Source organism: Nannocystis bainbridge, from assembly GCF_028368995.1.
Lineage (GTDB): Bacteria > Myxococcota_A > Polyangia > Nannocystales > Nannocystaceae > Nannocystis > Nannocystis bainbridge.
Window position 1 is genome coordinate 3,305,289 of record NZ_JAQNDL010000001.1, and the last position, 21,478, is coordinate 3,326,766.

At 70.6% G+C, this 21,478-nt stretch carries 18 protein-coding genes and 1 other RNA gene; 9 read left to right on the forward strand and 10 right to left on the reverse strand.

The annotated features are described in order from the left end of the window. Window positions 1-19: 19 nt before the first annotated feature. Genes POL25_RS12905 through POL25_RS12915 form a run of 3 tightly spaced genes read left to right on the forward strand, consistent with a single transcriptional unit; the run spans window position 20 to window position 3,243 of the window. Complete coding sequence (locus POL25_RS12905; protein WP_272086282.1) at window positions 20-1,630, forward strand: serine/threonine-protein kinase; 1,611 nt, start codon at window positions 20-22, stop codon at window positions 1,628-1,630. Further along, window positions 1,606-2,475, forward strand: coding sequence for a hypothetical protein (locus POL25_RS12910; protein WP_272086283.1), 870 nt, complete (start codon window positions 1,606-1,608; stop codon window positions 2,473-2,475). Before POL25_RS12905 ends, POL25_RS12910 begins: the two co-directional genes overlap by 25 nt. Window positions 2,476-2,514: 39 nt before the next feature. Further along, window positions 2,515-3,243, forward strand: a complete 729-nt coding sequence (locus tag POL25_RS12915; RefSeq protein WP_272086284.1) for a hypothetical protein — start codon at window positions 2,515-2,517, stop codon at window positions 3,241-3,243. A gap of 74 nt (window positions 3,244-3,317) precedes the next feature. Here the strand turns inward: POL25_RS12915 and POL25_RS12920 are convergent, their stop codons facing one another. The 6 genes from POL25_RS12920 to POL25_RS12945 all read right to left on the reverse strand — a co-directional run bounded on the left by POL25_RS12920 (window position 3,318) and on the right by POL25_RS12945 (window position 9,996). After that, window positions 3,318-4,532: an FAD-dependent monooxygenase gene (locus tag POL25_RS12920; RefSeq protein ID WP_272086285.1), complete on the reverse strand. Its 1,215-nt coding sequence runs from the start codon at window positions 4,530-4,532 to the stop codon at window positions 3,318-3,320. An 87-nt stretch (window positions 4,533-4,619) separates the two neighbouring features. Continuing rightward, window positions 4,620-5,522 (reverse strand): helix-turn-helix transcriptional regulator, encoded by a 903-nt coding sequence (locus tag POL25_RS44270; protein ID WP_272086286.1) that lies wholly within the window; start codon window positions 5,520-5,522, stop codon window positions 4,620-4,622. A gap of 333 nt (window positions 5,523-5,855) precedes the next feature. Further along, window positions 5,856-6,234, reverse strand: an RNA gene (gene rnpB, locus POL25_RS12930) — RNase P RNA component class A. Between the two features lie 79 nt (window positions 6,235-6,313). Then, on the reverse strand, window positions 6,314-7,132 hold the full coding sequence (locus tag POL25_RS12935) for a PP2C family protein-serine/threonine phosphatase (RefSeq protein ID WP_272086287.1): 819 nt from the start codon (window positions 7,130-7,132) through the stop codon (window positions 6,314-6,316). Window positions 7,133-7,333: 201 nt separating this feature from the next. Then, complete coding sequence (locus POL25_RS12940; RefSeq protein ID WP_272086288.1) at window positions 7,334-8,881, reverse strand: SpoVR family protein; 1,548 nt, start codon at window positions 8,879-8,881, stop codon at window positions 7,334-7,336. Window positions 8,882-8,883: 2 nt separating this feature from the next. Beyond that, window positions 8,884-9,996, reverse strand: coding sequence for a DUF444 family protein (locus POL25_RS12945; RefSeq protein WP_272086289.1), 1,113 nt, complete (start codon window positions 9,994-9,996; stop codon window positions 8,884-8,886). Window positions 9,997-10,163: 167 nt separating this feature from the next. Here POL25_RS12945 and POL25_RS12950 point away from each other — a divergent pair, with 167 nt between their 5' ends. Further along, window positions 10,164-12,215 carry a PrkA family serine protein kinase gene (locus POL25_RS12950; protein ID WP_272086290.1) on the forward strand — a complete coding sequence of 684 codons (2,052 nt, stop codon included), beginning with the start codon at window positions 10,164-10,166 and terminating at the stop codon, window positions 12,213-12,215. 47 nt (window positions 12,216-12,262) lie between these two features. Here the strand turns inward: POL25_RS12950 and POL25_RS12955 are convergent, their stop codons facing one another. The 4 genes from POL25_RS12955 to POL25_RS12970 all read right to left on the reverse strand — a co-directional run bounded on the left by POL25_RS12955 (window position 12,263) and on the right by POL25_RS12970 (window position 17,115). Beyond that, window positions 12,263-14,110 (reverse strand): sensor histidine kinase, encoded by a 1,848-nt coding sequence (locus POL25_RS12955; protein ID WP_272086291.1) that lies wholly within the window; start codon window positions 14,108-14,110, stop codon window positions 12,263-12,265. Between the two features lie 181 nt (window positions 14,111-14,291). Continuing rightward, complete coding sequence (locus tag POL25_RS12960; protein ID WP_272086292.1) at window positions 14,292-14,930, reverse strand: hypothetical protein; 639 nt, start codon at window positions 14,928-14,930, stop codon at window positions 14,292-14,294. A gap of 39 nt (window positions 14,931-14,969) precedes the next feature. After that, complete coding sequence (gene xth, locus POL25_RS12965; protein ID WP_272086293.1) at window positions 14,970-15,755, reverse strand: exodeoxyribonuclease III; 786 nt, start codon at window positions 15,753-15,755, stop codon at window positions 14,970-14,972. 10 nt (window positions 15,756-15,765) lie between these two features. After that, window positions 15,766-17,115: an APC family permease gene (locus tag POL25_RS12970; RefSeq protein WP_272086294.1), complete on the reverse strand. Its 1,350-nt coding sequence runs from the start codon at window positions 17,113-17,115 to the stop codon at window positions 15,766-15,768. A 146-nt stretch (window positions 17,116-17,261) separates the two neighbouring features. On the opposite strand from POL25_RS12970, the gene POL25_RS12975 reads away from it, so the two are divergent. The 5 genes from POL25_RS12975 to POL25_RS12995 all read left to right on the forward strand — a co-directional run bounded on the left by POL25_RS12975 (window position 17,262) and on the right by POL25_RS12995 (window position 21,430). Continuing rightward, window positions 17,262-18,191: an outer membrane protein assembly factor BamD gene (locus POL25_RS12975; protein ID WP_272086295.1), complete on the forward strand. Its 930-nt coding sequence runs from the start codon at window positions 17,262-17,264 to the stop codon at window positions 18,189-18,191. Next, complete coding sequence (truD, locus tag POL25_RS12980; RefSeq protein WP_272086296.1) at window positions 18,188-19,417, forward strand: tRNA pseudouridine(13) synthase TruD; 1,230 nt, start codon at window positions 18,188-18,190, stop codon at window positions 19,415-19,417. Before POL25_RS12975 ends, truD begins: the two co-directional genes overlap by 4 nt. A gap of 74 nt (window positions 19,418-19,491) precedes the next feature. Next, window positions 19,492-20,148, forward strand: coding sequence for a MotA/TolQ/ExbB proton channel family protein (locus POL25_RS12985; RefSeq protein WP_272086297.1), 657 nt, complete (start codon window positions 19,492-19,494; stop codon window positions 20,146-20,148). A gap of 28 nt (window positions 20,149-20,176) precedes the next feature. Then, entirely contained in the window at window positions 20,177-20,617 is a 441-nt protein-coding gene (locus POL25_RS12990) for an ExbD/TolR family protein (protein ID WP_272086298.1), read from the forward strand. Between the two features lie 12 nt (window positions 20,618-20,629). Further along, window positions 20,630-21,430 carry an energy transducer TonB gene (locus tag POL25_RS12995; RefSeq protein WP_272086299.1) on the forward strand — a complete coding sequence of 267 codons (801 nt, stop codon included), beginning with the start codon at window positions 20,630-20,632 and terminating at the stop codon, window positions 21,428-21,430. Window positions 21,431-21,478: the final 48 nt, after the last annotated feature.

Below are 21,478 nucleotides of genomic sequence, written 5' to 3' on the forward strand. Positions count from 1 at the left end.
TAGCCTGAGGCGCAGCGCCGTGAGCTTCGACCTCGCCATCGACACCGAGCCGGAGGTCGCCGGACCCGAGGGCGACTTCCCCCCGGGGACGATCCTGGTCGAGCGCTATCAGGTGCTGCAAGTGCTCGGCCGCGGCGGCATGGGCTCGGTCTACCTGGCCGAGCACGTCGAGGTCGGCCGCAAGGTCGCCATCAAGGTCCTGCTGCCACAGTGGAGCCAGACCGAGTCGATCGTCCGCAGGTTCCGCGCCGAGGCCCGCACCGCCAGCACGATCGGCCATCCGAACATCGTTCAAGTGTTCGACGCCGGCACCCTGCCCGACCGCCGCCTGTTCCTGGTGATGGAGCACCTGGCCGGCCGCGACCTCGAGGCCGAGCTGATCGAGAACACCTGCGTCGAGATCCGCCGCGCGTGCACCATCATGCGCCAGATCGCCCTGGCCCTCGGGGCAGGCCACCGCGCCGGCATCGTCCACCGCGACCTCAAGCCGAGCAACATCATGCTCGTGCCCATGCCCGACGGCGAGGCCGTCAAGGTGCTCGACTTCGGCATCGCCGCCAACTCGGGCCTCATCGTCGCCGGCGCCGAGCGCATCACCAGCCCCGGCTCGCTCATGGGCACGCCCGAGTACATGGCGCCCGAGCAGGCCACCAACATGCCGGCCCGCCCGACCTTCGATGTCTACGCGATGGGCGTGATGCTGTTCGAGATGTTGACCGGCGACATCCCGTTCTCGGCCAGCAACGCGTTCGAGCTGCTGGCCTTCAAGCTCAACCGCCCCGCGCCCTCGATCGAGACCCGCCGCGCCGGCCTGCCGCCGGCCCTCGTGCGGCTGATCTCCGACTGCCTGACGATCGACGCCGCCGACCGCCCGGCCGACGGCGACGCGGTCGCGGCCCGGCTCGAGCCGATCTTGCAGGAGCTGCGGACCCGCCGGACGATGGCGACCAACCCCGGCGTGGAGGCCATCTCGCTGCAGCCGACGCTCACGGCGATGCGGGCCTCGGCGTCGATGGCGGGCGCCAAGCCGACCCCGGGGACCACGCTGGTGCCGACGCGCCGCGAGGCGCCGGCCTATCGGGCGGCGTCGGTGGCGCTGGCGCTGCTGGCCGCGCTGGGCCTCGGGCTCGTGGTGTGGCTGCTGCGCGCCGGGCCCGAGCCGACGCCGCCGCCGCCCGAGCTCGCCGCCGTGGTCCCGCCCGCCGCGGTCGAGCCGGCACCTGTCCCGAAGGACAGCTCACCGCCGCCGCCGGCGATCGCCCCGCCGGTCGAGCCGACGGTCGAGCCGCCGCCGCCGCCGACCGAGCCGGGCCCGCCCCCCGAGGCCACGACCGCGCGCCCGAACCCGAAGACGAGCGCGCGCCCGGGCGGCGACGCTCACCTCGCCCCGCGCTGCCAGCGAGTCCGCACGTCGGCGGAGGACGCCCGCCGGAGCCAGCGCTGGGCGATCTTGCGAGACTATAGCCGTCAGCGCGAGTGCTGGGCCTCGTCCGCCGAGGCCCGCAAGCTCGAGACCAAGGCGCTGATGGAGCTCGGGGACTTCACAGGATGCATGTCCGTAGGAAAAGGTCTCAAGGACCAGGAGGCTCAAGGTTGGCTCAAGCTGTGCCAAAAACGCGTCGGGGGCTGAGCCTCGTGTGCGCCCTGTTCGTCGCCGCGGTCCCGGCCGCGCCGGCCCTCGCCGCACCCGCGGATCCACCCGCCGCGAGCCCGACGCCCGCGCCTTCGCCCGCGAAGAGCCCGACCGGGCCATCCTTCAACGGCGAGACGATCGCCCGCGCGAGCCTGGCGATCGACACCAACGGGGCCGGACCCGCAGGGCCGGTGATCCACGAGCGCCTCGACGAGGTCGGCAACCGTCAGCTGCGCCGCGCCGAGGTGCTGCCCGGCCGCGGCCCGCGGGACCCGTGGATCCGCCTGACGGTGCGCGCCGTGCCAGGCGAAGAGCCGGGCTACGTGATCCTCTCGGGCCTCTACGTCGGCAACGACCCGGTCGGCGACAGCGTGCACGAGACGGAGTGCCGGCTGTGCACGGAGGGCGAGGCGGTCGAGCGCGGGACCTCGGAGATCGAGCGCCTGGTCCCGTTCGTCCGCGATTTCGCGGAGGCCGAGCGCGAGGCCCGGGCCAAGGCCGCGACGCCGCCGCCCGAGCCGCCGAAGCCGGTCGAGCCGCCGCCCCCGAAGGGCCTCGGCGGCCGCGGCAAGGCCGGGGTGGCGCTGCTCGCCGTCGGCGGCGTCGGCTTCTTCGTCGGCCTCGGCCTCGCGGTCCGCCAGCCGCGCCCCGACCCCGACATGCCGCTCTACGAGATCTCCACCCGCCCCGCCGGCATCGCCACCCTCGGCATCGGCCTCGCCGCCGTCGTCACCGGCGCGGTCCTGCTCGCGCTCGACCGCAAGGCCGCCAAGCGCCGGGTGTCGTGGCAGCCCAGCGTCGGCCGCGGCAGCGCCGGGCTGCTGCTGAGCGGGTCGTTCTGATCGATTTTCACTAGATCTAAGAGACAGGTTATTCGGAACATGTCCTGGAGAACATTCGCAGTCGGGCTCGCCTTCTTCGCCGGGTGCTCGGTCCCCAACGTGAGCCACTGCGGCAACCAGTCGGGCGACTCCACGTGCGCCCAGCGCGACGCGACCCGCCCGTTCTGCAACCTGTGCGAGGCGAGCAACGACGGCTGCGTGGCCGAGCCGGTGACGATCGATGCCTGCCGGCGCGAGTCCGACAGCGGCCCGGCGACCACCTCGGAGGCGACGACGACGACGCAGCCGACGACCGGCACGCCGACGACCACGACCTCGACCTCGACGACGGTCGACCCGACCACCGAGACGACGACGACGACGAGCACGAGCACGTCGACCAGCACCAGCACGTCGACCAGCACCAGCACGACCGACGACACGACGACGACCACGAGCACGACGACGCTCGACACGCTGCCCGACACGCTGACCGACACGCTGACCGACACGCTGACCGAGGCGACCAGCGAGACGACGACCGACACGACGACGATGCCCGGGCCGACCTGCGGCGACGGCGTCGCCGAGCCCGGCGAGACCTGCGACGGCGCCGACCTCAAGGGCAAGGACTGCACCGACTTCCCCAGCAACTACGGCGGCGGCGACCTGAAGTGCCTCGGCACCTGCAAGGCCTACGACTTCAGCAAATGCTGCAAGCTGGACGGCAAGAGCTGCGGCGGCGGCGGCGAGTGCTGCAGCGGCAACTGCCTGTTCACCTGCTACTGAGCGATGGATGTCCCCGAAGACATGCCCGTGAGGACATGTCCTTCGAGACATGATCGTCAGACGGTCAGACTCCCTCAGGCCGCGACGATGTCGCGCTCCGTCAGGCCACCGGGCCGGAGCAGCCGCTGCAGGACCGGCGCGAGCGGGCTGCTGCTCAGGCGGACGAAGGCGGCGCGGAGCAGCCGCGGCAGCTCTCCGCTCGGCGTGAAGAACTGCCGCATCGTCGTCGCCGACCGCTGCAGGCTGACGACGAACGGGCGCAGCTTCGCCTCCCACGCGGCCAACGCCCGCGGTAGGTCGTCGGGGTGACGCGCCAGCATGTCACCCAGCAGCTCGCCGCCGGCCATCCCGGTCGAGGCGCCCATCCCCGAGTAGAGCGTCAAGCACCACGCCGCGTCGCCGAGCAGCACCACCCGCCCCCGGTGCCAGCGATCCATGCAGACCTGCTCGACCGAGTCGAACAGGCGTTCGTCCGCCGCCGCGTAGTCGGCGAACAGCCGGCTCAGGATCGGCCCCGCGGGCGCCGGCCCGAACGCCGCGCGCACCGACTCGATCGCCGGACGCCGGAGCTGCGCCGCCACGTCTTCGACGCGGTACGAGAACAGCACCGTGGGGGCGTGATCGACGAACGGGAACACCCAGGCCGAGCGCCCGGCCTCGGCCATGACGAGCCCGTCGCTGGTCGCGTGGCCGTCGAGGGCGCCGCGCAGCACGCAGGCGCCGATCATGTAGTGCATCGGCCGCAAGAACGCCGCGTGCGGGCCGAAGACCAGCCGCCGCACGGTCGAGCGCAGGCCGTCGGCGCCGATGACCAGGTCGAAGCGCTCCCGCGCGGTCGCGCCGGTGGCCGCGTCGAGCATCGTCACGTCGACCCCGTGTTCGTCCTGGTCGATCGCCACGGGGCTGGTCGCGAAGCGGATCTCCACCGCCGGCGGGAGCGCGGAGAACAGCGCGTTCTCGATGTCGCCGCGCAGCACCAGGCGCGGACCGCCAGGCAGATCCGGCACGCCCATGCCCTCGCGCCGACGACCGCTGCGATCGACCTCGAAGGTCCGGATCGGCGGGCCGAGGCGGTTGCCCACCGCATCGAGCACGCCGAGTCGGGTCGCGGACGCGACCCCGGTGCCGAACAGGGCGACCGCATAACCGCCGCGGCGCCGGCCCGCGGCGCGCTCGAGGATCACGGGCTCCCAGCCGAGCCGTTGCAGGCGCAGGGCGGTGGTGATGCCGCTGATCCCGAGGCCGACCACCAGGACGCGGCGCCGTCCCGTCGTTGCATGCTTCATCATGCCCCGAGCCTAGTGATCGACCACGCCGCCGGTAGAGCGTGGATTGAGGCGATGATCGGCGCGGATTGGGGGCGATGAGGCCGGGGCTCACGACGCGGCGCGGTGCCGCTCTCGCCAGTCGCGCGGCGTCATCCCGTGGGCGCGGCGGAAGGTGCGGATGAAGTGGGTGGTATCGGCGTAGCCGACCTGATCGGCGACGCTCTCGACGCTCTCGTCGGTCTCGCGCAGGCGCCGTCGCGCCTCGGACATTCGATGCTCCCGCAGCCAGTCGCCGACGGTCAGGCCGGTCTCCTGGCGGATCGCGTTGGCCAGGTGCGACGGCGTGCGGCCGACCGCCACGGCCACGTCCTTGAGCGACAGCGGCCCCAGGCAACGCGCCTCGATGAAGCTCAGCGCGTCACGCACGAGCCCGCCGAGCAGCGGCGACGTCGTGGGCGCGTGCTCCTGCAGCTCGCGCATCAGCTCCGTCAGCAGCAGGGCGAGCAGCGCGTGCGCGGCGGTCTCCGCCCCCCATTGGCGCCCGCGCAGCTCCGCGTCCATCTCGCCCACCAGCTGATCGATCCGCCGCAGCCGCGCCGGCCCCGGTCGCAGCCGCAGCAGCCCGCGCACCAGCAGGCTGCGCGCCGGCGTCAGCCCCGGCTCCCCGTGGATCCGCGACTGCCCCGGCAGCCGCGGCGGCCCGAGGGCGCGCAGCAGCAGCGGATCGACGCCCACGATCCACCCCTGAAGATCGCCGATGTCGAGCGGTTGGTGCTCCACGCCTGCCGGGACGAGGTGGATGTCGCCGGCGCGCAGGTCGACCGGCTCGAGGTGTCGTCCCCGCCCGCTGCCCGCGGTGAAGCCGAAGATCGTAAAGAAGGTCGATACCAGCGGCCGGGGCGGCAGCGGCCCCTGCTCCGGGACGTACGCGACGTGCAGGCGCATGCCGCCGGCCCCCATCTCGTCGAGGGTGACCACCTGCGGCGGAGCACGCCCGGGGGCCCGCGTCACGGGGCGACACCGCCGCGCGAGCACGACGGAGCCCGGCGGGTCGGCCGAACCGGCAGGTCCGCCTGCGGCTCGTCTGCTCCGGTCGGGCCCGACACACTCTTGGTTGTCGCTGACCCGCGGCGCGCTGTCCACCGCGCCGCCAAGCGGCCGCGCGCCACGGCTCGGGAGTCCGCGCGTCGACGAGCGCCCGGGTCGCCTGGCCGCGTGCGCAGCCGCGCGATGCCTTCATGTCCCGAGCGACATGTCCAGAGAGACATATCCAGAGCGACATGCCCAATTCGACATGCCCGCGAGGACATGCCCCACGCGACGTCCAAAAAGCGGGAGGAGGAGCGGACGAGCGGGGTCGTAAGCCGGGTTTTGTCCCTGGGTTCGTCGCCTTGCCCAGGTGGCGGTCATTCTTCTACGCGGCACTACCCGGGACGGGACGGGCAGCCCCTGGTGACTTCCTTGCGGAAGCCAGCCGTGCCCCTGTTTGGCCTTGCTCCGGGTGGGGTTTACCGTGCGGTCCCTGTCGCCAGGTCCCCGGTGCGCTCTTACCGCACCTTTTCACCCTTACCCGCGCGGACGCGGGCGGTTTTATTTTCTGTGGCACTTTCCTTCGGGTCGCCCCGACTGGCCTGCGCCAGCACCCTGCCCTGCGGAGCCCGGACTTTCCTCGAGTGCTTCAGCCCGTGAGGGCCTGTCACCCGCGAACGCCTTGTCCCCCTCGGCCGCTCCTCTTCCCGCGGGCGGTGTAGCACGCGGGGCCGCCCCGGCCAAGCGGGCGCGGCGCGCGGAGCGGCGCGGGTTCAGGGCAGCGACGGCAGCGTATCGGTCGCGGTCTTGCTGAGCTGACGGACCGCGTGGCGCTCGTCGTGGTCGTTGCAGGCGAGCACCACCACCACCGTGATGTTGTCGTCGCCGCCGCGCTCGAGCGCCAGCTCGGTACAGACCTGCGGCAGATCCGAGTACAGGTGGTCGCGGGCCAGCGCCGCCAGCTCGTCGAGCGACACGTAGTTGGCGAACCCGTCCGAACACAGCAGGTACACGTCGCCGAGGTTGACGTTGACCGGCACGATGTCGGCCTCGACCAGCCGCTCGAAGCCGACCGAGCGGGTGATGATGTGCTTGAGGTCGGACTCCTGCGCCTCTTCTTCGGTGATGAGGCCGGCCAGCACCTGCTCGTTGAGCCACGAGTGGTCGGTCGTCAGCTGACAGGCCATCGCCGAGCGCAGCAGATAGGCCCGGCTGTCGCCGACGTGGACCACGTAGCCGCGGTCGCCGTGGAACAGTATCCCGGTGAGCGTGGTACCCATCCCGTGGAGCGAGCGGTCCTGCTGCGCCTGGTCGTAGATCCGGGCGCTCGCCTCCGACGCCGAGGCTTGCAGGATCTCCGCGATCGCCTCCGACCACGCCTGTTGCGGCATGCCGTGGAGACGCGCCATCCCCCGCCGTACGACCTTGTTGACGACGTCGGCGCACATCGCACTGGCATGCGCCCCGCCGGCGTGGCCACCCATGCCGTCGGCGACGAGGTACAGCCCGAGCGAGCTGTCGACGAGGAAGCTATCCTCGTTCGCCATGCGGACGCGGCCGACGTCGGTGGATGCCCACGCGATCAAGCGCACAGCCTGGACGATACCATGTACGGCCGCGAATCGAGACCCTTCCGTGCGACGGCCCGGGCCCGCGAAGGGGGCCGGCGGCGCAGATGCGGCGGCGCTGGCGATGCGTGAGTAAACCGACGGCTCCGGGCCGCTCCGGCGGGCGGTGCGGCAACGGAGCCAGTCCTCGGGGCCAGGTGCGGCTGGGGCCCGCTCGGGCCCGGGTCACACGCGGAAGGCCGCCGGCTCGTCGGACATGGAGATCTCCGCGCCGTCGAAGCGGATCCGCTTGGGCTTGTCGTCGAGGATCGTGAGGATGGAGACCGGGCGCCGCCAGATCCGCTCGACGTTGCGGAGGGTGTCGCGGGCGTAATCCAGCTTGAGGTCGACCCCCTCGTGGCGGTGGCCGAGCAGCAGCTCGCTGCGGTTGAGGTAGTTGGCGTCGACCACGTAGATGAACGGCTGGCCGAAGTTCGACAGCTGCTGGAGGATCTGCTGCTTGATCTTGCTGAACTCGCGGCCCTCGATCTCGAGCCGACCGGTGCGGCGGTTCTCCTTGAACGTGAAGAACTTCTGCTCGCGGCAGAAATCCTCGGTGAAGAACTCGTCGAGGAACGTCACGTCGTTGTGCATGCGCCGGACCTCGTAGAGCTTCTCGCGCCCGAGGCCGAGCTTCTTGTCCCACGCCGCGCGCTGCTGCAGCGACGTGCACTCGTCGTACTCCTTGCCGAAGCGGCCGGTGTTCCAGCGGTCCTCGATGTGGCGGTAGAGCTCGACGCCGAGCTTGTACGGGTTCAGCTGGCCGGGGCCCATCGCCGTCACGCCGCTGGCCGCGTCGGCGTAGTCGATGAGCTCGTCGTCGCGCAGCGCCCGAGTCGTCATGATGCGCGAGTGCCAGTAGGTGGCCCAGCCCTCGTTCATGATCTTCGTCTGCATCTGCGGCAGGAAGTAGTAGGCCTCCTCGCGGATGATGCCGAGCACGTCGGCCTCCCACGCCTCGAGCGGCGCGTACTGCATGAGGAAGCCGAGCACGTCGCGCTCGGGGTGCGGCGGGTTCTTGCGCTTCTGGGCCTCGTCGGCCTGCTTCTTCTTGGCCTTCTGCGCCGCCAGCAGCTCGGGCGGGTTGATGTAGCCCTCGAGGTAGCTGCGGGTGTTGTGGAGCCGACCGGGCTCGGGCCCGACCTGCTCGACGCCGCCCTCGGCCGGCGGGGCGGGCTCGGGCGCGCGGCGGGTCTCCTTGCGGCGGAACGGCAGCCACGGGTCGATGAGGTTGTCGACCGACAGGCAGGTGTCGACGAACGTCTCGACGTTGGCCACGCCCTGGCGGTCCATGTAGCGGCGCACGCGGGAGGCGTTGTTGGCCATCCCGTCGATCATCCGGCGGTCGGTGTGCGAGAAGAAGTGGTTGTTCTTGAAGAAGTCGCAGTGGCCGTAGACGTGGGCCATCACCAGCTTCTGGTCGACGAACGAGTTGCCCTCGAGCAGGTACGCGTAGCAGGGGTTGGTGTTGATGACGAGCTCGTAGATCTTCGAGAGACCGTACGTGTGGCTCTTGAGCATGTGGTCGTACTCCATGCCGAAGCGCCAGTGGGGGTAGCGGACCGGGAACCCGCCGTAGGCCGCGATCTCGCACATGTGGCGATAATCGATGGTCTCGAACACGACCGGGAACGTGTCGAGGCCGAACTCGTCGGCGTACGACTTGATCTCCGTCTGGAGATCGCGGAGCGCCGGCGGGAGCGTGCCCGAAGGGCTGTAGAGCGACCGTGACATGGCTAGCGGCCCCCCTTCAGGAATTCGCGGATCGAGTCCATGATGTCGTCCTTGCTCTTGATCTCGGAGGTCACGAGGGCGATGTTCTTGGCGAACGCGGACCGCAGGTCCTTGATGAACTGGCCCGAGCCGTAGGGCGACTCGACCTGGCCGTAGCCGAACTGGTTGCACTTGGGCAGCAGCTGCTGCTTGACCAGCTGGATGCAGGTCGCGGTGTCGTCGACCGACCAGTTGTCGCCGTCGCTGAAGTGGAACGCGTAGATGTTCCACTGCTCGGGGCTGAACTCGGCGTCGATCAGCTCGGCGCACAGCTTGTAGGCCGAGCTGATCATCGTCCCGCCCGACTCGCGGGTGCGGAAGAAGACGTCGCGCTCGACCACCCGCGCGGTCGCGTCGTGGATGATGTAGCGCGACTCCAGCCCCTTGTACTGGCTGCGCAGCCACGTATCGATCCAGAACGACTCGATGCGGACGATCTCTTTCTGCTCGTCGCCCATCGAGCCCGACACGTCCATCATGTAGATGATCACCGCATTGGTCTGCGGGCGCGGGTCGGTGCGCCACGAGCGATAGCGGCGGTCCTCGCGGATCGGCACGATCACCGGGCGCGCCGGGTCGTACGAGCCCATCGCCACCTGGCGGCGGAGCGCGCGCTTGTAGGTCGCCTTGAAGTTGCGCAGCGACTCGGGGCCGGTGTTGCGCAGGCCGACATAGCGGTCTTTGCGGGTCTCTAACGAATGCGTGCCCTTGGGCTGGATGTTGGGCAGACCGAGCTCTTCTCCCATGATTTGAGCGAGCTCTTCGAGCGTGACCTCGACCTCGAGCGACTTGCCGCCCTCCTGCTCGCCGGCCTTGCCCGCGCCGCCCGGGCCGTCCTTGCCCGAGCCGCCGACCGGGTCGCAGGGCTCGCCGTCGCCCTGGCCGACGCCCTGGCCGCTGTTGTCGCCGTGCACGAACCGCGGGATGTTGATCTGCGGCATCGGGATGGCGACGGTGCCCTGGCCCTTTGGCGCCACCATGTCGCCGCGAGAGATGTATTTGCGCAAGTTCTGCCGAATTTTGCCGCGAATGATCTCTCGGAAGCGGCTGTGGTCCTGCTCGATGCGCGAAATCATGGACAACCAGAGTATGCGAGGTGTGCGGCAGAAGCGAGGCGGATGCGAGGCTACGCGCGCGCAGCGGCGTAAACGCGAATCTGGCCGCGGTGCGCGCCGACGTGCCTGCCCGCGCGTCGCTTCCGCGGTGGCCGCTTCCGCGACCCTCGTGTACAGTCTCGGTTACGATGTCATCAGTCTCGCTCGTCGACCGCGTCGCCGCCCTCCAGGACCAAAAGCGCTACGAAGACCTGCACTGGAGCGGCACGTTCGAGGAGTACCTCGACCTCGTGCGCAAGAACCCGCGGGTCGCCCGGACCGCCTACGAGCGCCTCTATGACATGGTGCTGTCGCACGGGACCGAGGAGTACGTCGACAGCAAGAAGAAGATCACCCGTTACCGGTTCTTCCAGGACGAGGTGCACGAGGGACGCGACGCGATCTTCGGCCTCGACATCCCGCTGATGCGGCTCGTCAGCGTGCTCAAGGCGGCGGCCCTGCGCTACGGGACCGAGCGGCGCATCATCCTGCTCCACGGCCCGGTCGGCTCGTCCAAGAGCACGATCGCGCGCCTGCTGAAGAAGGGCATCGAGGAGTACAGCCGCTCGCCCGAGGGCGCGCTCTATACCTACGAGTGGACCCTGCCCGAGGGGCTGCGCTACCTGACGGCCGGTCAGGAGAGCTTCTCGTCGCCGATGAACGAGGAGCCGCTGAAGCTCATCCCGTCCGACGTCCGCGAGCAGGCGATTACGTCGCTCGGATTGGAGCGCGACGGCTTCCGCCCCTACATCCGCGGCAACCTCAATCCTGCCTGCCGCTTCATCTTCCGCGAGCTGATGCTGCACTACAAGGGCGACTGGTCGAAGGTCGTCCGCCACGTGCGGGTCAAGCGGCTGCTGCTGTCCGAGGAGGACCGCATCGGCATCGGCACCTTCCAGCCCAAGGACGAGAAGAACCAGGACTCGACCGAGCTGACCGGCGACATCAACTACCGCCGGATCGCCGAGTACGGCAGCGACACCGACCCGCGCGCCTTCAACTTCGACGGCGAGTTCAACGTCGCCAACCGCGGCGTGATCGAGTTCGTCGAGATCCTCAAGCTCGACGTCGCCTTCCTCTACGACCTGCTCGGCGCCACCCAGGAGCAGAAGATCAAGCCGAAGAAGTTCGCGCAGACGGACATCGACGAGGTGATCATCGGCCACACCAACGAGGCCGAGTACAACCGCCTGCTCGAGAACAAGTTCATGGAGGCGCTGCGCGACCGTACGGTCAAGATCGACGTCCCGTACATCACGAAGCTCAGCGAAGAGATCAAGATCTACGCCAAGGACTACAACCCGAAGAAGGTCCGCGGCCGCTTCATCGCCCCGCACACGCTCGAGATGGCGGCGATGTGGGCGATCCTCACCCGCCTCGAAGACCCGAAGAAGCACCAGCTGTCGCTGCTGCAGAAGCTCAAGCTGTTCGACGGCAAGACCCTGCCCGGGTTCACCCAGGACTCGGTCAAGGAGCTGCGCAAAGAGGCCATCCGCGAGGGCATGGAGGGCATCTCGCCGCGCTACATCCAGGACAAGATCGCCAACTGCCTGGTGTCCGAGCGCGGGCAGATGAGCATCAACCCGTTCATGGTCTTGAACGAGCTCGAGGGCGGCCTGCGCAGCCACAGCCTCATCAACAACGACGACCAGCGCAAGCGCTACACCGAGCTGCTCGCGGTCGTCAAACAGGAGTACGAGGACATCGTCAAGAACGAGGTCCAGCGGGCCATCAGCGCCGACGCCGACGCCATCGCGCGCCTCTGCGGCAACTACATCGACAACGTCAAGGCGTACACCCAGCGCGAGAAGGTCAAGAACCCGTACACCGGCCAGGACGAGGAGCCCGACGAGCGGCTGATGCGGTCGATCGAGACCAAGATCGACATCCCCGAGTCGCGCAAGGACGACTTCCGCCGCGAGATCATGAACTACATCGGCGCGCTCGCCATCGAGGGCAAGCAGTTCGACTACCGCACCAACGAGCGGCTCTACAAGGCGCTCGAGCTCAAGCTGTTCGAAGACCAGAAGGACAGCATCAAGCTCACCAGCCTGGTCTCGCAGGTGGTCGACCGCGAGGCGCAGGAGAAGATCGACGTGGTCAAGCAGCGGCTCATCCGCAACTACGGCTACGACGAGATCAGCGCCTCCGACGTGCTCACCTACGTCGCCTCGATCTTCGCCCGCGGCGAGATGAAGTAGGCCCGCCGAACGGGTGATGCGCGCGAGCGGGGGCCTTCGCGCCCCCGCTACGACGTCGCGGGTCCGAGCGGCAGGTCGACGCGGAAGGTCGAGCCGACGTTCGGCTCGGAGTCGAGGGTGATCGTCCCGTGGTGGGCCTGGACGATCTCGCGGGCGATGTAGAGGCCGAGCCCGAGCCCGCTGAACGAGCCGACGCGGTGGGCCCGCTCGAACGGCTGGAACAGCTTGGCGCGGGCCTCGGGGTCGATGCCGATGCCGTGGTCCTCGACCTCGATGCGGGCGGTGTCCGGGGACGGCGACGTCAGCCGCACCGTGACCGGCCGGTTCGCGCCGTACTTGAACGCGTTGCTGACCAGGTTGTCGAGCACCTGCTCGACGCGCCGCCGGTCCCACGTGGCCACGAGCGGCGGCGAGCCCGGCGGCGGCAGCTCGAGGGACAGGTCGGCGCGCGCGCGGGCGTCGTGCTCGCACAGCTGGGTGCAGAAGGTCGTCAGCAGCTCGGCGACTTCGAGCTCCTGCGGCTCGAGGAACAGCTTCTTGTGCGACAGCCGGGTGGCGTCGAGCATGTCGGCGACCAGCGAGTCGATCTTGCGGGCCTGGCGGATGATGAGCTGCAGCGCGGCGACCAGCGGCTCCTTGAGGGTCGGGTCGGAGCTCGGCGGCAGCCGGCGCAGCAAGGATTCGGCGCGCAGCAGGATCGAGGTGATAGGGGTGCGGAGCTCGTGGCTGGCGACGGAGAGGAATTCGTCGCGCACGCCGATCGCGTCGCGCAGCACCTGCTCGGCCTGCTTGCGCGCCGAGATGTCGACCAGCGTGCCCGACATCCGCACGCCCTCGCCGGCGTAGTCGCAGAACACGCCGCCCTGGGAGAACAGCCAGCGTTCGGGCACCTGGGGATCGCGCAGGCGGAAATCGGAGCGGAAGGTCGAGCGGGCGGCCATCGCGTCGGCGAGCGCCTTGCCGACGCGATCGCGGTCCTCGCGGTGGATGAGCCGCAGGAAATCCTCGACGCCGTGCGGCTGATCGTCGGGCGACATGCCGAGCAGGGCCTTGGTGGTGTCCGACCAGATGACCTGCCCGGTGAGCAGGTCCCAGTCCCAGATGCCCGTCTCGGCCGCGCGCATGGCCTCGTTGATGCGGCTGTACTCGCGCAGCCGGGTGCTGAGGTCGACGACGTAGCCGATGAACTGGTTCTGCCGCGGCCGCACCAGCGCGTAGCCGATCAACACCGGCACGCGGCTGCCGTCCTTGCGCACGTAGTCCTTCTCGTACGGGCGGCACCGGCCGGTGCGCAGCGCCTCCTCCATGCCCTGGTGGTCGCGCATGAGGTGCTCGGGCGCGGTGCAGCGGTCCCAGCGGAATACCCTCAGGTCGATCTCGTCGTGGGTGTAGCCGAGGATCCGCAGGTACTCGTCGGTGGCCTCGACCAGCTGCCCGTGCATGTCGCTGACGAACATGCCGACCAGCTGCGCCAGCCCGCCCGCCTTGGCCGCCTCGTAGACCGCCGTCTCGCGCAGGTTCTCGACCACGCACACGGCCCCGAGCAAGCGGCCGTCGGGCGTCAGCACCGGCCGCGCGCTCTCCCGCACGCGCAGCTGCCGGCCGTCGCGCCAGCCGAGCGCGTAGCTGTGGCCCGAGGCCCTCGCGCGCGTGCGCAGGGCGACCGCGACCGCCGTGTCCTCGCGCCCCAGCGGCGCGCCCGCCAGGGTGGCCAGCTCGTCCGCAGGGCAGTACGGCGGCGAGGCGTCCGGCGTCAGCCGCAGCAGCGCCGCGGCGTCGGCGTTGAAGGCGACGACCTGACCGTGCGCGTCGCAGACGTAGGCCGCCTGCGGCAGCGCCTCCAACAGGTCGCGGGCGCCGATCATCTCCAGGGCGGTGGCGTCGGTCGCGGTCATGGCGGCGCGACGACTAGAGTACCGCGGCGCGCCGCGGCGCGGCTGACTGCCGGGACGCCCCGACGCCCTCTGCCGCAGCCACCGGCGCGCCCTCGCGGCGGAGTCATGCGCCGGGGCGGCCGCGCGCGGACGGCCTCATCGGCAGGCGGGCGATGCCGGCGTCCGCACGCCTGCTCCGCCGTCACTGCCAGCAACGGGCCACGCCGGGCAGCGTCGCCTTGACGTAGGCGCGGCGCGTGACGTCGAGGTAGTCGAGCAGCACCTCGAAGCGCCCGCACTGCAGCTCGACCCACTCCGGGCTCGGCTCGCCGACCGCCACGCAGCCCCACCGCTCGAGCTGGGCCCGCCAGTCGGCCACCCGCGCGGTCCCGGCGGCCCCATCGGCGGCCGCGATGCTGGCCTCCGCCGCCGCCACGCTGCCGGAGATCGGCTTCGGCTCGATGATCGCGTTCAGCGGCGGTGGCTCGCCCTCCGTCGCCGTCTGCAGCAAGACCACCGTCGCCGGCAGCTCCTGCAGCGGGAAGCTGCAGCCCCACTTGGTGTAGCCCGGCCGGGTCGCCGAGCACCACATCATCCGCTCGGGCTCGGCGCAGCCGATCGCCACGTCGGCGGCCGGCCGCGACAGCGCGCAGATCGCCGCGAGCGGCTCCGCGATCATGTCCTTGCCGCACACCGGCAGCGCCGCCGGGTCGACCTCCGGCGGCGGCGACTCGGGCGGCGAGGCCGGCGGCGGCGTCTGGACCGGCGGCGGCGAGGGTCGCTCACAACCTGTCTCGAGAGACAGCATCACTACCCACCAGGCGGAGCGGCCGATCGACACGAGCCCCAAGTTCACCGCGCGGCGCGCCGGCCGTCAAGCTCATGGCCCGCCGAAGCTCGCGATCACCGGGATGTGGTCGGACGGCGCGTCCCAGCCGCGCGGGGTCTTGTCGTGGACCACCGACTCGCAGCGGGCGTACAGCGGCGCGCTGGCGTAGACGTGGTCGATGCGCATGCCGCGGTTGCGGTCGAAGTCGGCGCGGCGGTAGTCCCACCAGGTGTACTGGCCGGGGCGGTCGTCGTGCTTGCGGAAGCAGTCCTGCAGGCCGAAAGCCAGCAGCTCGCGCAGGGCCGCGTGCTCCTCCGGCGAGAAGTGGGTGGAGCCGACGAGCGCGCGCGGGTCGACCACGTCGCGCTCGTCGGGGGCGATGTTGAAGTCGCCGCACAGGATCACCGGCGCCGCGGGCGAGCAGTGCTCGGCGAGCTCGGCCTTGAGCCTGGCCAGCCACGCCAGCTTGTAGGTGAAGGCCTCGGTGCCGAGCGCGGTGCCGTTGGGGACGTAGAGGTTGTAGAGGCGGAGGCCGTCGATCTCGGTGTTCAAGATCCGGCAGGCGGAGTCGGCGTCGCCGCCGCGGAAGCCGAGCACGACCTCGGTCGGCTTGACCTTCGAGAGCGTGGCCACGCCGGCGTAGCCCTTGGCCCCGTGGATGTGGACGGTGTAACCGAGCTCCGCGAACGGTACCCGCGGGAACACCTTGTCCTCGCATTTGGTCTCCTGCAGGCAGGCGACGTCGGGGCTCTTCTCGGCGAGGAAGCTGAGCACGTCGTCGAGGCGCGCGCGGATCCCGTTGACGTTCCACGTCAGCAGCGTGAAGGGCCGGTTCATGGCGCGAACCTTAGCGCAAGCGCAGCCGCGGCGCGACGACGAGGGCGTGCAGCAGCAGCGCCAGCGCGAACCACCCCGCCGCCATCAACACCGAGAGGTCGCCCTTGGCCGCCAGCGCGACCAGCACGAACACGCTCGAGCCTACGTAGATGATCGGCGCCCACGGGTAGAAGCCGACGCGATACGGCCGCGGGTGGTCTGGATCCTTGCGCCGCAAGGAGACCACGCTGGCGACCGCGAGCGAGCCCGAGATGAGCATCGCCGCCGCCGCGTAGTCCATCAGCTGCTCGAAGCGATGGCTGAGGATCAGCGCGATCGCCAGGACCGCCTGCAACCACAGCGCGACCATCGGGGTGCCGAAGCGGGCGGACAGCCGGCCCGCCGCGGGGAAGCAGTGGCCTTCCTCGGCCATCGCGTAGGCGATCCGTGAGCCGGTCATGACGGTGCCGTTGATCGAGCCGAGCATCGCCAGCAGGATCATCAGCGTCACCACGATCACGCCCGCGTGGCCGAACAGCGCCCCGGCGGCCGCGGTGCCGGCCTCGCCGACCCCGGCCAGCTTGTCGATCTCGAACACCGAGAGGTAGCCGGCGCACAGCACGAAGTAGAGGATCGCGACCATGAGCGTCCCGCCGACCACCGCGCGCGGCAGGTTGCGCCCGGGGTCGGCGATCTCCCCGCCGATGTAGATCGCCGCGTTCCACCCGGAATAAGCGAAGTAGATCGACAGGTATGCCTGGGCCACGGCGGAGGCCGAAGGGCTGGGGTCGAGCCCCGACCGCAGCGCCTCGGCCGAGACCTCGACGGTGCCGATGTCGCCGACCACGAACAGACTGACCGCCAGCAGCACCGCCAGCGGCACCATCGTCAGCACCAGCTGCACGCGCCCGGACAGCACGATGCCGATGTGATTGAGCCCCGTGAGCGCGACCACCAGCGCGATCGCCCAGAACGTCGGGCCGGCCAGCGTCACCAGCCCGAGGTCGACCGGCGCGGCGAAGCTCGGCCCGAGCAGCACCGGCAGCTGGAACGCGGCTGTCCCGACGGCCATGGTCGCGAGCGAGCCCGGGAACGTCGCCAGCAGCTGCAGCCAACCCGTGGCGAACGCGATGCCCGGCCCGTAGGCCGCGCGCAGGTACGGGTACTCGCCGCCCGCCCGCGGCATCATCGCTCCGAGCTCGGCCACGCACAGCGCCCCGCACAGCGCCGCCAGCCCGCCGGCGACCCACATCAGCAGGAACCACAACGGGCTCTGCACGTGGCTGGCGACCACCGGCGGGGCGATGAAGATGCCGATGCCGAGCATCGAGCCCGCGACCAGCGCTTGCGCCGCCCAGGGGCCGAGGTGTCGCGTCTCCATCCGGCGCAGCCTAACCGATGATGGGGGTCCGGTCGTCCGGAGGCAAAAAACCCGGCCCGTCGCGCGAGCCGCCCGCAGATAACCGGCGCAGCCCGAACTTTGGCCTTTGACAGCGGGCCGGGCCGCGGCTAGCTTCGCGCCTCGGCATGCGGCGGCTCTGCAGCGCGGCGCTGGCGGTGGGGCTCTGCCTTGCGGCCTGCAAGACGGGTCCCAACCTCAGTACGGACTACGGTCAAACTGCGCGCGAGAACTACGAGCTCGCGATCGGTGAGTTCACCGACAAGGACTACGAAGAGGCGATCCAGTACGCCGACTTCGTCCGGATTCGCTTCCCGTTCAGCCGCTACGCCGTCGAGGCCGAGCTGCTGATCGCCCGCGCCGAGTTCGCCCAGGGCAACTACACGACCTCGCAGGACCAGTTCAAGCAGTTCTACAAGCTGCACCCGACGCACAAGCACGTGCTCAACGGCTGGTGCGCGTACATGGCGGCGGTCTCGGCCTACATGAACGCGCCCGAGGGCTTCTTCCTGATGCCCCCGCACTACCAGCGCGACCAGGACCAGCTGCAGGACGCTCTGGTCGAGCTGGCCTACTTCTTCGACCACTACCCGAGCAGCCCGATGCACCCGCTGGCGCTCAAGCTGCAGGACGAGGTCCGCCGCCGCCTGCTCGAGCACGAGCTCTACGTCGCCAAGTTCTACCTCGACCGCGACCGCCCCGAGGCCGCGATCGGCCGGCTCGAGACGGCCCACAAGTCGTACTCGGGCATCGGCCTCGACGCCGAGGTGCTGTTCCTGCTGGCGCTGACGTACCTGAAGATGGACGAGATCGAGCTGTCGCGGACGACCTTCGCCGAGCTGCAGTCGCAGCACCCGAAGCACCACCACGGCCGCCAGGCCCGCCTCTACCTCAAGTACATCCAGGACACCTACGGCCCGGCCGACGCCAGCCGCAAGCGCCCCGACCGCAGCCCGCCGCGCCCGGTCGCCCCGCCGCGGCCCAAGCAGGTCGACGACACCGAGGCCAAGGGCGGCAAGCCGAAGGCGGCCCTCGAGGGCCGCACGGGTTCGCTGTGAGCCGCGAGCCCGACGACGCACCTGTCCCCGCGGACAGCCACGAGCCGGCTGTCTCGAAGGACAGCTCATCTGTCTCCGAGGACAGCGGGGAGTCTCCTGTCTCCGAGGACAGCCGACCCGAGCGGGCCGACCGGCGCCGCGAAGGCGAAGCCCCGGCCCGCCGCGGCCTGTCCGAGGCCGACCTCGAGCTCCTGCGCGAACCCCCGCTGCAGACCGCCGACCTGCCCGGCGTCGGCGGCGCCATCCGCTCGCGGCCCGAGGACTTTCACGTCCGCGAGGTCCCGGCCTACGACCCCGACGGCCGGCCGAACGCGCACGTGCTGCTGCTGCTGACCAAGCGCGGCGTCGGCAGCGAGGACGCGATCGCCGAGGTCGCGCGCCAGCTGGCGATCCCCCGCGCCGAGCTCGGGCTCGCCGGGCTCAAGGACAAGGACGCGGTCACCGAGCAGTGGATCTCCCTGCCGGCCGCCGCCGCCGCGCGCCTCGAGCAATTCGTCCATTCGGACATATCCCTCGGGACAGCTCACCCGCACGGCAACAAGCTGCGCCGCGGCCACCTGCGCGGCAATCGCTTCACCATCGTCGTGCGCGACCTGGCCGTACCCGTCGACGAGGCGCTGGCCCGCTGCCAGGCCAAGGTCGAGCGCCTGCGCGCGCTCGGCGGGCTCGACAATCTCTACGGCGAGCAGCGGTTCGGCAGTGACAATTTGGCGCGAGGCCTCGCCGCTCTGGCGCGCGGGCGCCGGCGCGGTCGCGCCGACTTCCTGCTCAGCGCCGGCCAGTCGGCGCTGTTCAACCTCTACCTGCTCGAGCGGCGCGCCCGCGGCCTCATGCGCGAGGTCCTGCGCGGCGACATCCTGAAGAAGACCGCCACCGGCGGCCTGTTCGAGTGCACCGACCCGGCCACCGACAAGGCCCGGCTCGATGCCGGAGAACTCGGCATCACCGGGCCGATGTTCGGCAGCAAGATGCGCGCGCCGGGCCCGGACACCCCCTCCGGCGCCCTGGAGGCGGAGATCCTGGCGCGCGCGGAGATCGACCTGACGACGCTGCAAGCCTTGGGTCACACGCTCGAGGGGACGCGGCGGCCGCTGCAGATCGCGCCGCTCGCGGTCGACATCGAGGTCGCGCGCGACGACTTCGGCCCCGGGATCTCCCTCAGCTTCGAGCTGCCCTCCGGGAGCTACGCGACGGCCCTCCTGCGCGAGCTTCAGCGCCCGGTCTGAGCACGCGTGCGCCCGCGTCGCCGGTGAACACTGGCCGTTTCGCGCCGGCTGGGCTACGGTTCGCCGGCCCACCAATGAAGCTCTCGGAAAAATTCCTCGAGCTCTCGGCTGTCGGCTCCGAGTGGATCCTCTGGATCCTCGTCGGGCTCTCCGTCGTGAGCGTGGCCGTGATGATCGAGCGCCTGATCTTTTACTCGGGCGTCCAGGGGCGCGACTCGGCGCTGGTCCGGGCGCTCCACGCCGCGCTGGCCGACCGCGACCTCGCCAAGGCGCAGGAGCTGCTGCGCGGCGCCAACGGCCCGGGGGCCCGGATCGCCGCGCAGATGCTCGAGACCAGCCAGCGCGGCACCGGCTCGATGGCCGCGATCATGGCCGCGCTGCGCCCCGGCGAGAAGCTCCGGCTCGAGCGCAACCTCAACTTCCTCGGCACCGTCGGCTCGAACTCGCCGTTCATCGGCCTGCTCGGCACGGTGCTCGGCATCATCGAGACCTTCCGCGCCATCGAGCGCTCGGGCGTGATGGGCAGCGCCGAGTACTCGAACGCGGTCATGGCCGGCATCTACGAGGCGCTGGTCGCCACCGCCGTCGGCCTCATCGTCGCCATCCCGGCCGTCATCGCCTTCAACTTCTTCCAGCGCCGCGTCAAGGCGCTGCTGGGCGAGGCCGACGCGCTCACCAACATGGTGCTGTCGCTGTCGGGCTCGGGCGACGACACCAAGCGCGCCCACTGAGCCGGGCTTCGCAGGGGGACTCCACGCCGTGGCCGCCGACACCAATCAGGACGACGAAGAGGGCATCAACAGCATCAACGTCACCCCGCTGGTCGACGTCATGCTCGTGCTGCTGATCATCTTCATGGTCACCACCACGAAGATCCAGGAGTCCGAGGCGCTGTCGATCGACAAGCCCGACGCGCAGACCGGGCAGAAGCTCGAGCCCAAGCAGCACCACATCCTGCTGACCTGCGCGAAGGACGGCCGGCTCGAGGTCGACCACAAGCCGGTCGACGGCGACGCCGCGATCAAGGAAGCGATCACGCGCAAGCTGGCCGAGGGCCGCGACCTCCAGGGCGTCATCCAGTGCGACGAGGAGGCCCAAGTCAAGTCGATGATCCACCTCGTCGACCTGCTGCGCGACGCCGGCGTCAAGAAGTACGCCATCGCCACGGAGAAGCCCAAGGCCGCTCCCGCCCCGTCCTGAGCGAGCACTGCGATGCGCCTCGGCGGCAGCCTCCTGTCTCGGTCCGGCTCCGGTGCGTTCGGCTCGCTCGGGCTCCACGCCGTGCTGGCGCTGCTGCTGTCGTATCTGTCGGTCGAGCCGCCGCTGCCCGAGGAGCCGCGCATCGACATCGTCGAGTTCGAGATCCCCGAGCCCGAGCCCGAACCGGAGCCCGAGCCCGAGCCTGAGCCCGAGCCCGAGAAGCCGCAGGAGACCCCGCCCGAGCCGCAGCCGGTGCCCGAGGTCCGCAAGGACGAGCCCCCGCCCAAGCCGCGGCCCAAGGCCAAGGCCGACCCGCAGCCGCAGGCCGAGGCCGACGAGGCCCCGCCGCCGCTGCGCATGGACGCCAGCCAGACCACCACCACCGGCAACAGCGGCGTGAAGATCGGCGTCGGCACCCCCGGCGGCACCCCCGGCGGCACCGGCAGCCCCGACTCCAAGGGCAAGGGCGGCAGCCCCAAGGGCACCCCCGGCGGCACCGGCGACGGCGGCCCGACCTGGGAGCCGCGCGGCGAGCTCTACATCCGCGAGCTGCCGGCCGTCATCAACGTGCCGCAGGAGCAGTGCCCGGCCGTCCAGGAGCTCGGCATCGAGGGCGTCGTCATCCTCACCGTCCAGGTCCGCCGCGACGGCTCGGTCAAGGACGTCAAGGTCGCCAAGGACATCGGCCACGGCTGCGGCAAGATCGCCGCCAAGGCCCTGCGCAAGGCCAAATTCCGGCCCGCGCTCGCCACCAACGGCCAGCCCGCCGACTTCGAGCTGCGCTACGAATACGAGTTCCAGCTCGGCGACTGAGCCGCCGGCGACTCGCGCATCCCCGCGGCGCGAGTGATTCGGCCGCAT

Coding starts and splice junctions, on each gene's coding strand:
- xth (WP_272086293.1), bottom strand. CDS start 15,755: ATGAACCGGCCCTTCACGCTGCTGACGTGGAACGTCAACGGGATCCGC.
- POL25_RS12985 (WP_272086297.1), top strand. CDS start 19,492: ATGAAGCTCTCGGAAAAATTCCTCGAGCTCTCGGCTGTCGGCTCCGAG.
- POL25_RS12975 (WP_272086295.1), top strand. CDS start 17,262: ATGCGGCGGCTCTGCAGCGCGGCGCTGGCGGTGGGGCTCTGCCTTGCG.
- POL25_RS12915 (WP_272086284.1), top strand. CDS start 2,515: ATGTCCTGGAGAACATTCGCAGTCGGGCTCGCCTTCTTCGCCGGGTGC.
- POL25_RS12955 (WP_272086291.1), bottom strand. CDS start 14,110: ATGACCGCGACCGACGCCACCGCCCTGGAGATGATCGGCGCCCGCGAC.
- POL25_RS12970 (WP_272086294.1), bottom strand. CDS start 17,115: ATGGAGACGCGACACCTCGGCCCCTGGGCGGCGCAAGCGCTGGTCGCG.
- POL25_RS12920 (WP_272086285.1), bottom strand. CDS start 4,532: ATGATGAAGCATGCAACGACGGGACGGCGCCGCGTCCTGGTGGTCGGC.
- POL25_RS12950 (WP_272086290.1), top strand. CDS start 10,164: ATGTCATCAGTCTCGCTCGTCGACCGCGTCGCCGCCCTCCAGGACCAA.
- POL25_RS12945 (WP_272086289.1), bottom strand. CDS start 9,996: ATGATTTCGCGCATCGAGCAGGACCACAGCCGCTTCCGAGAGATCATT.
- POL25_RS12995 (WP_272086299.1), top strand. CDS start 20,630: ATGCGCCTCGGCGGCAGCCTCCTGTCTCGGTCCGGCTCCGGTGCGTTC.
- POL25_RS12940 (WP_272086288.1), bottom strand. CDS start 8,881: ATGTCACGGTCGCTCTACAGCCCTTCGGGCACGCTCCCGCCGGCGCTC.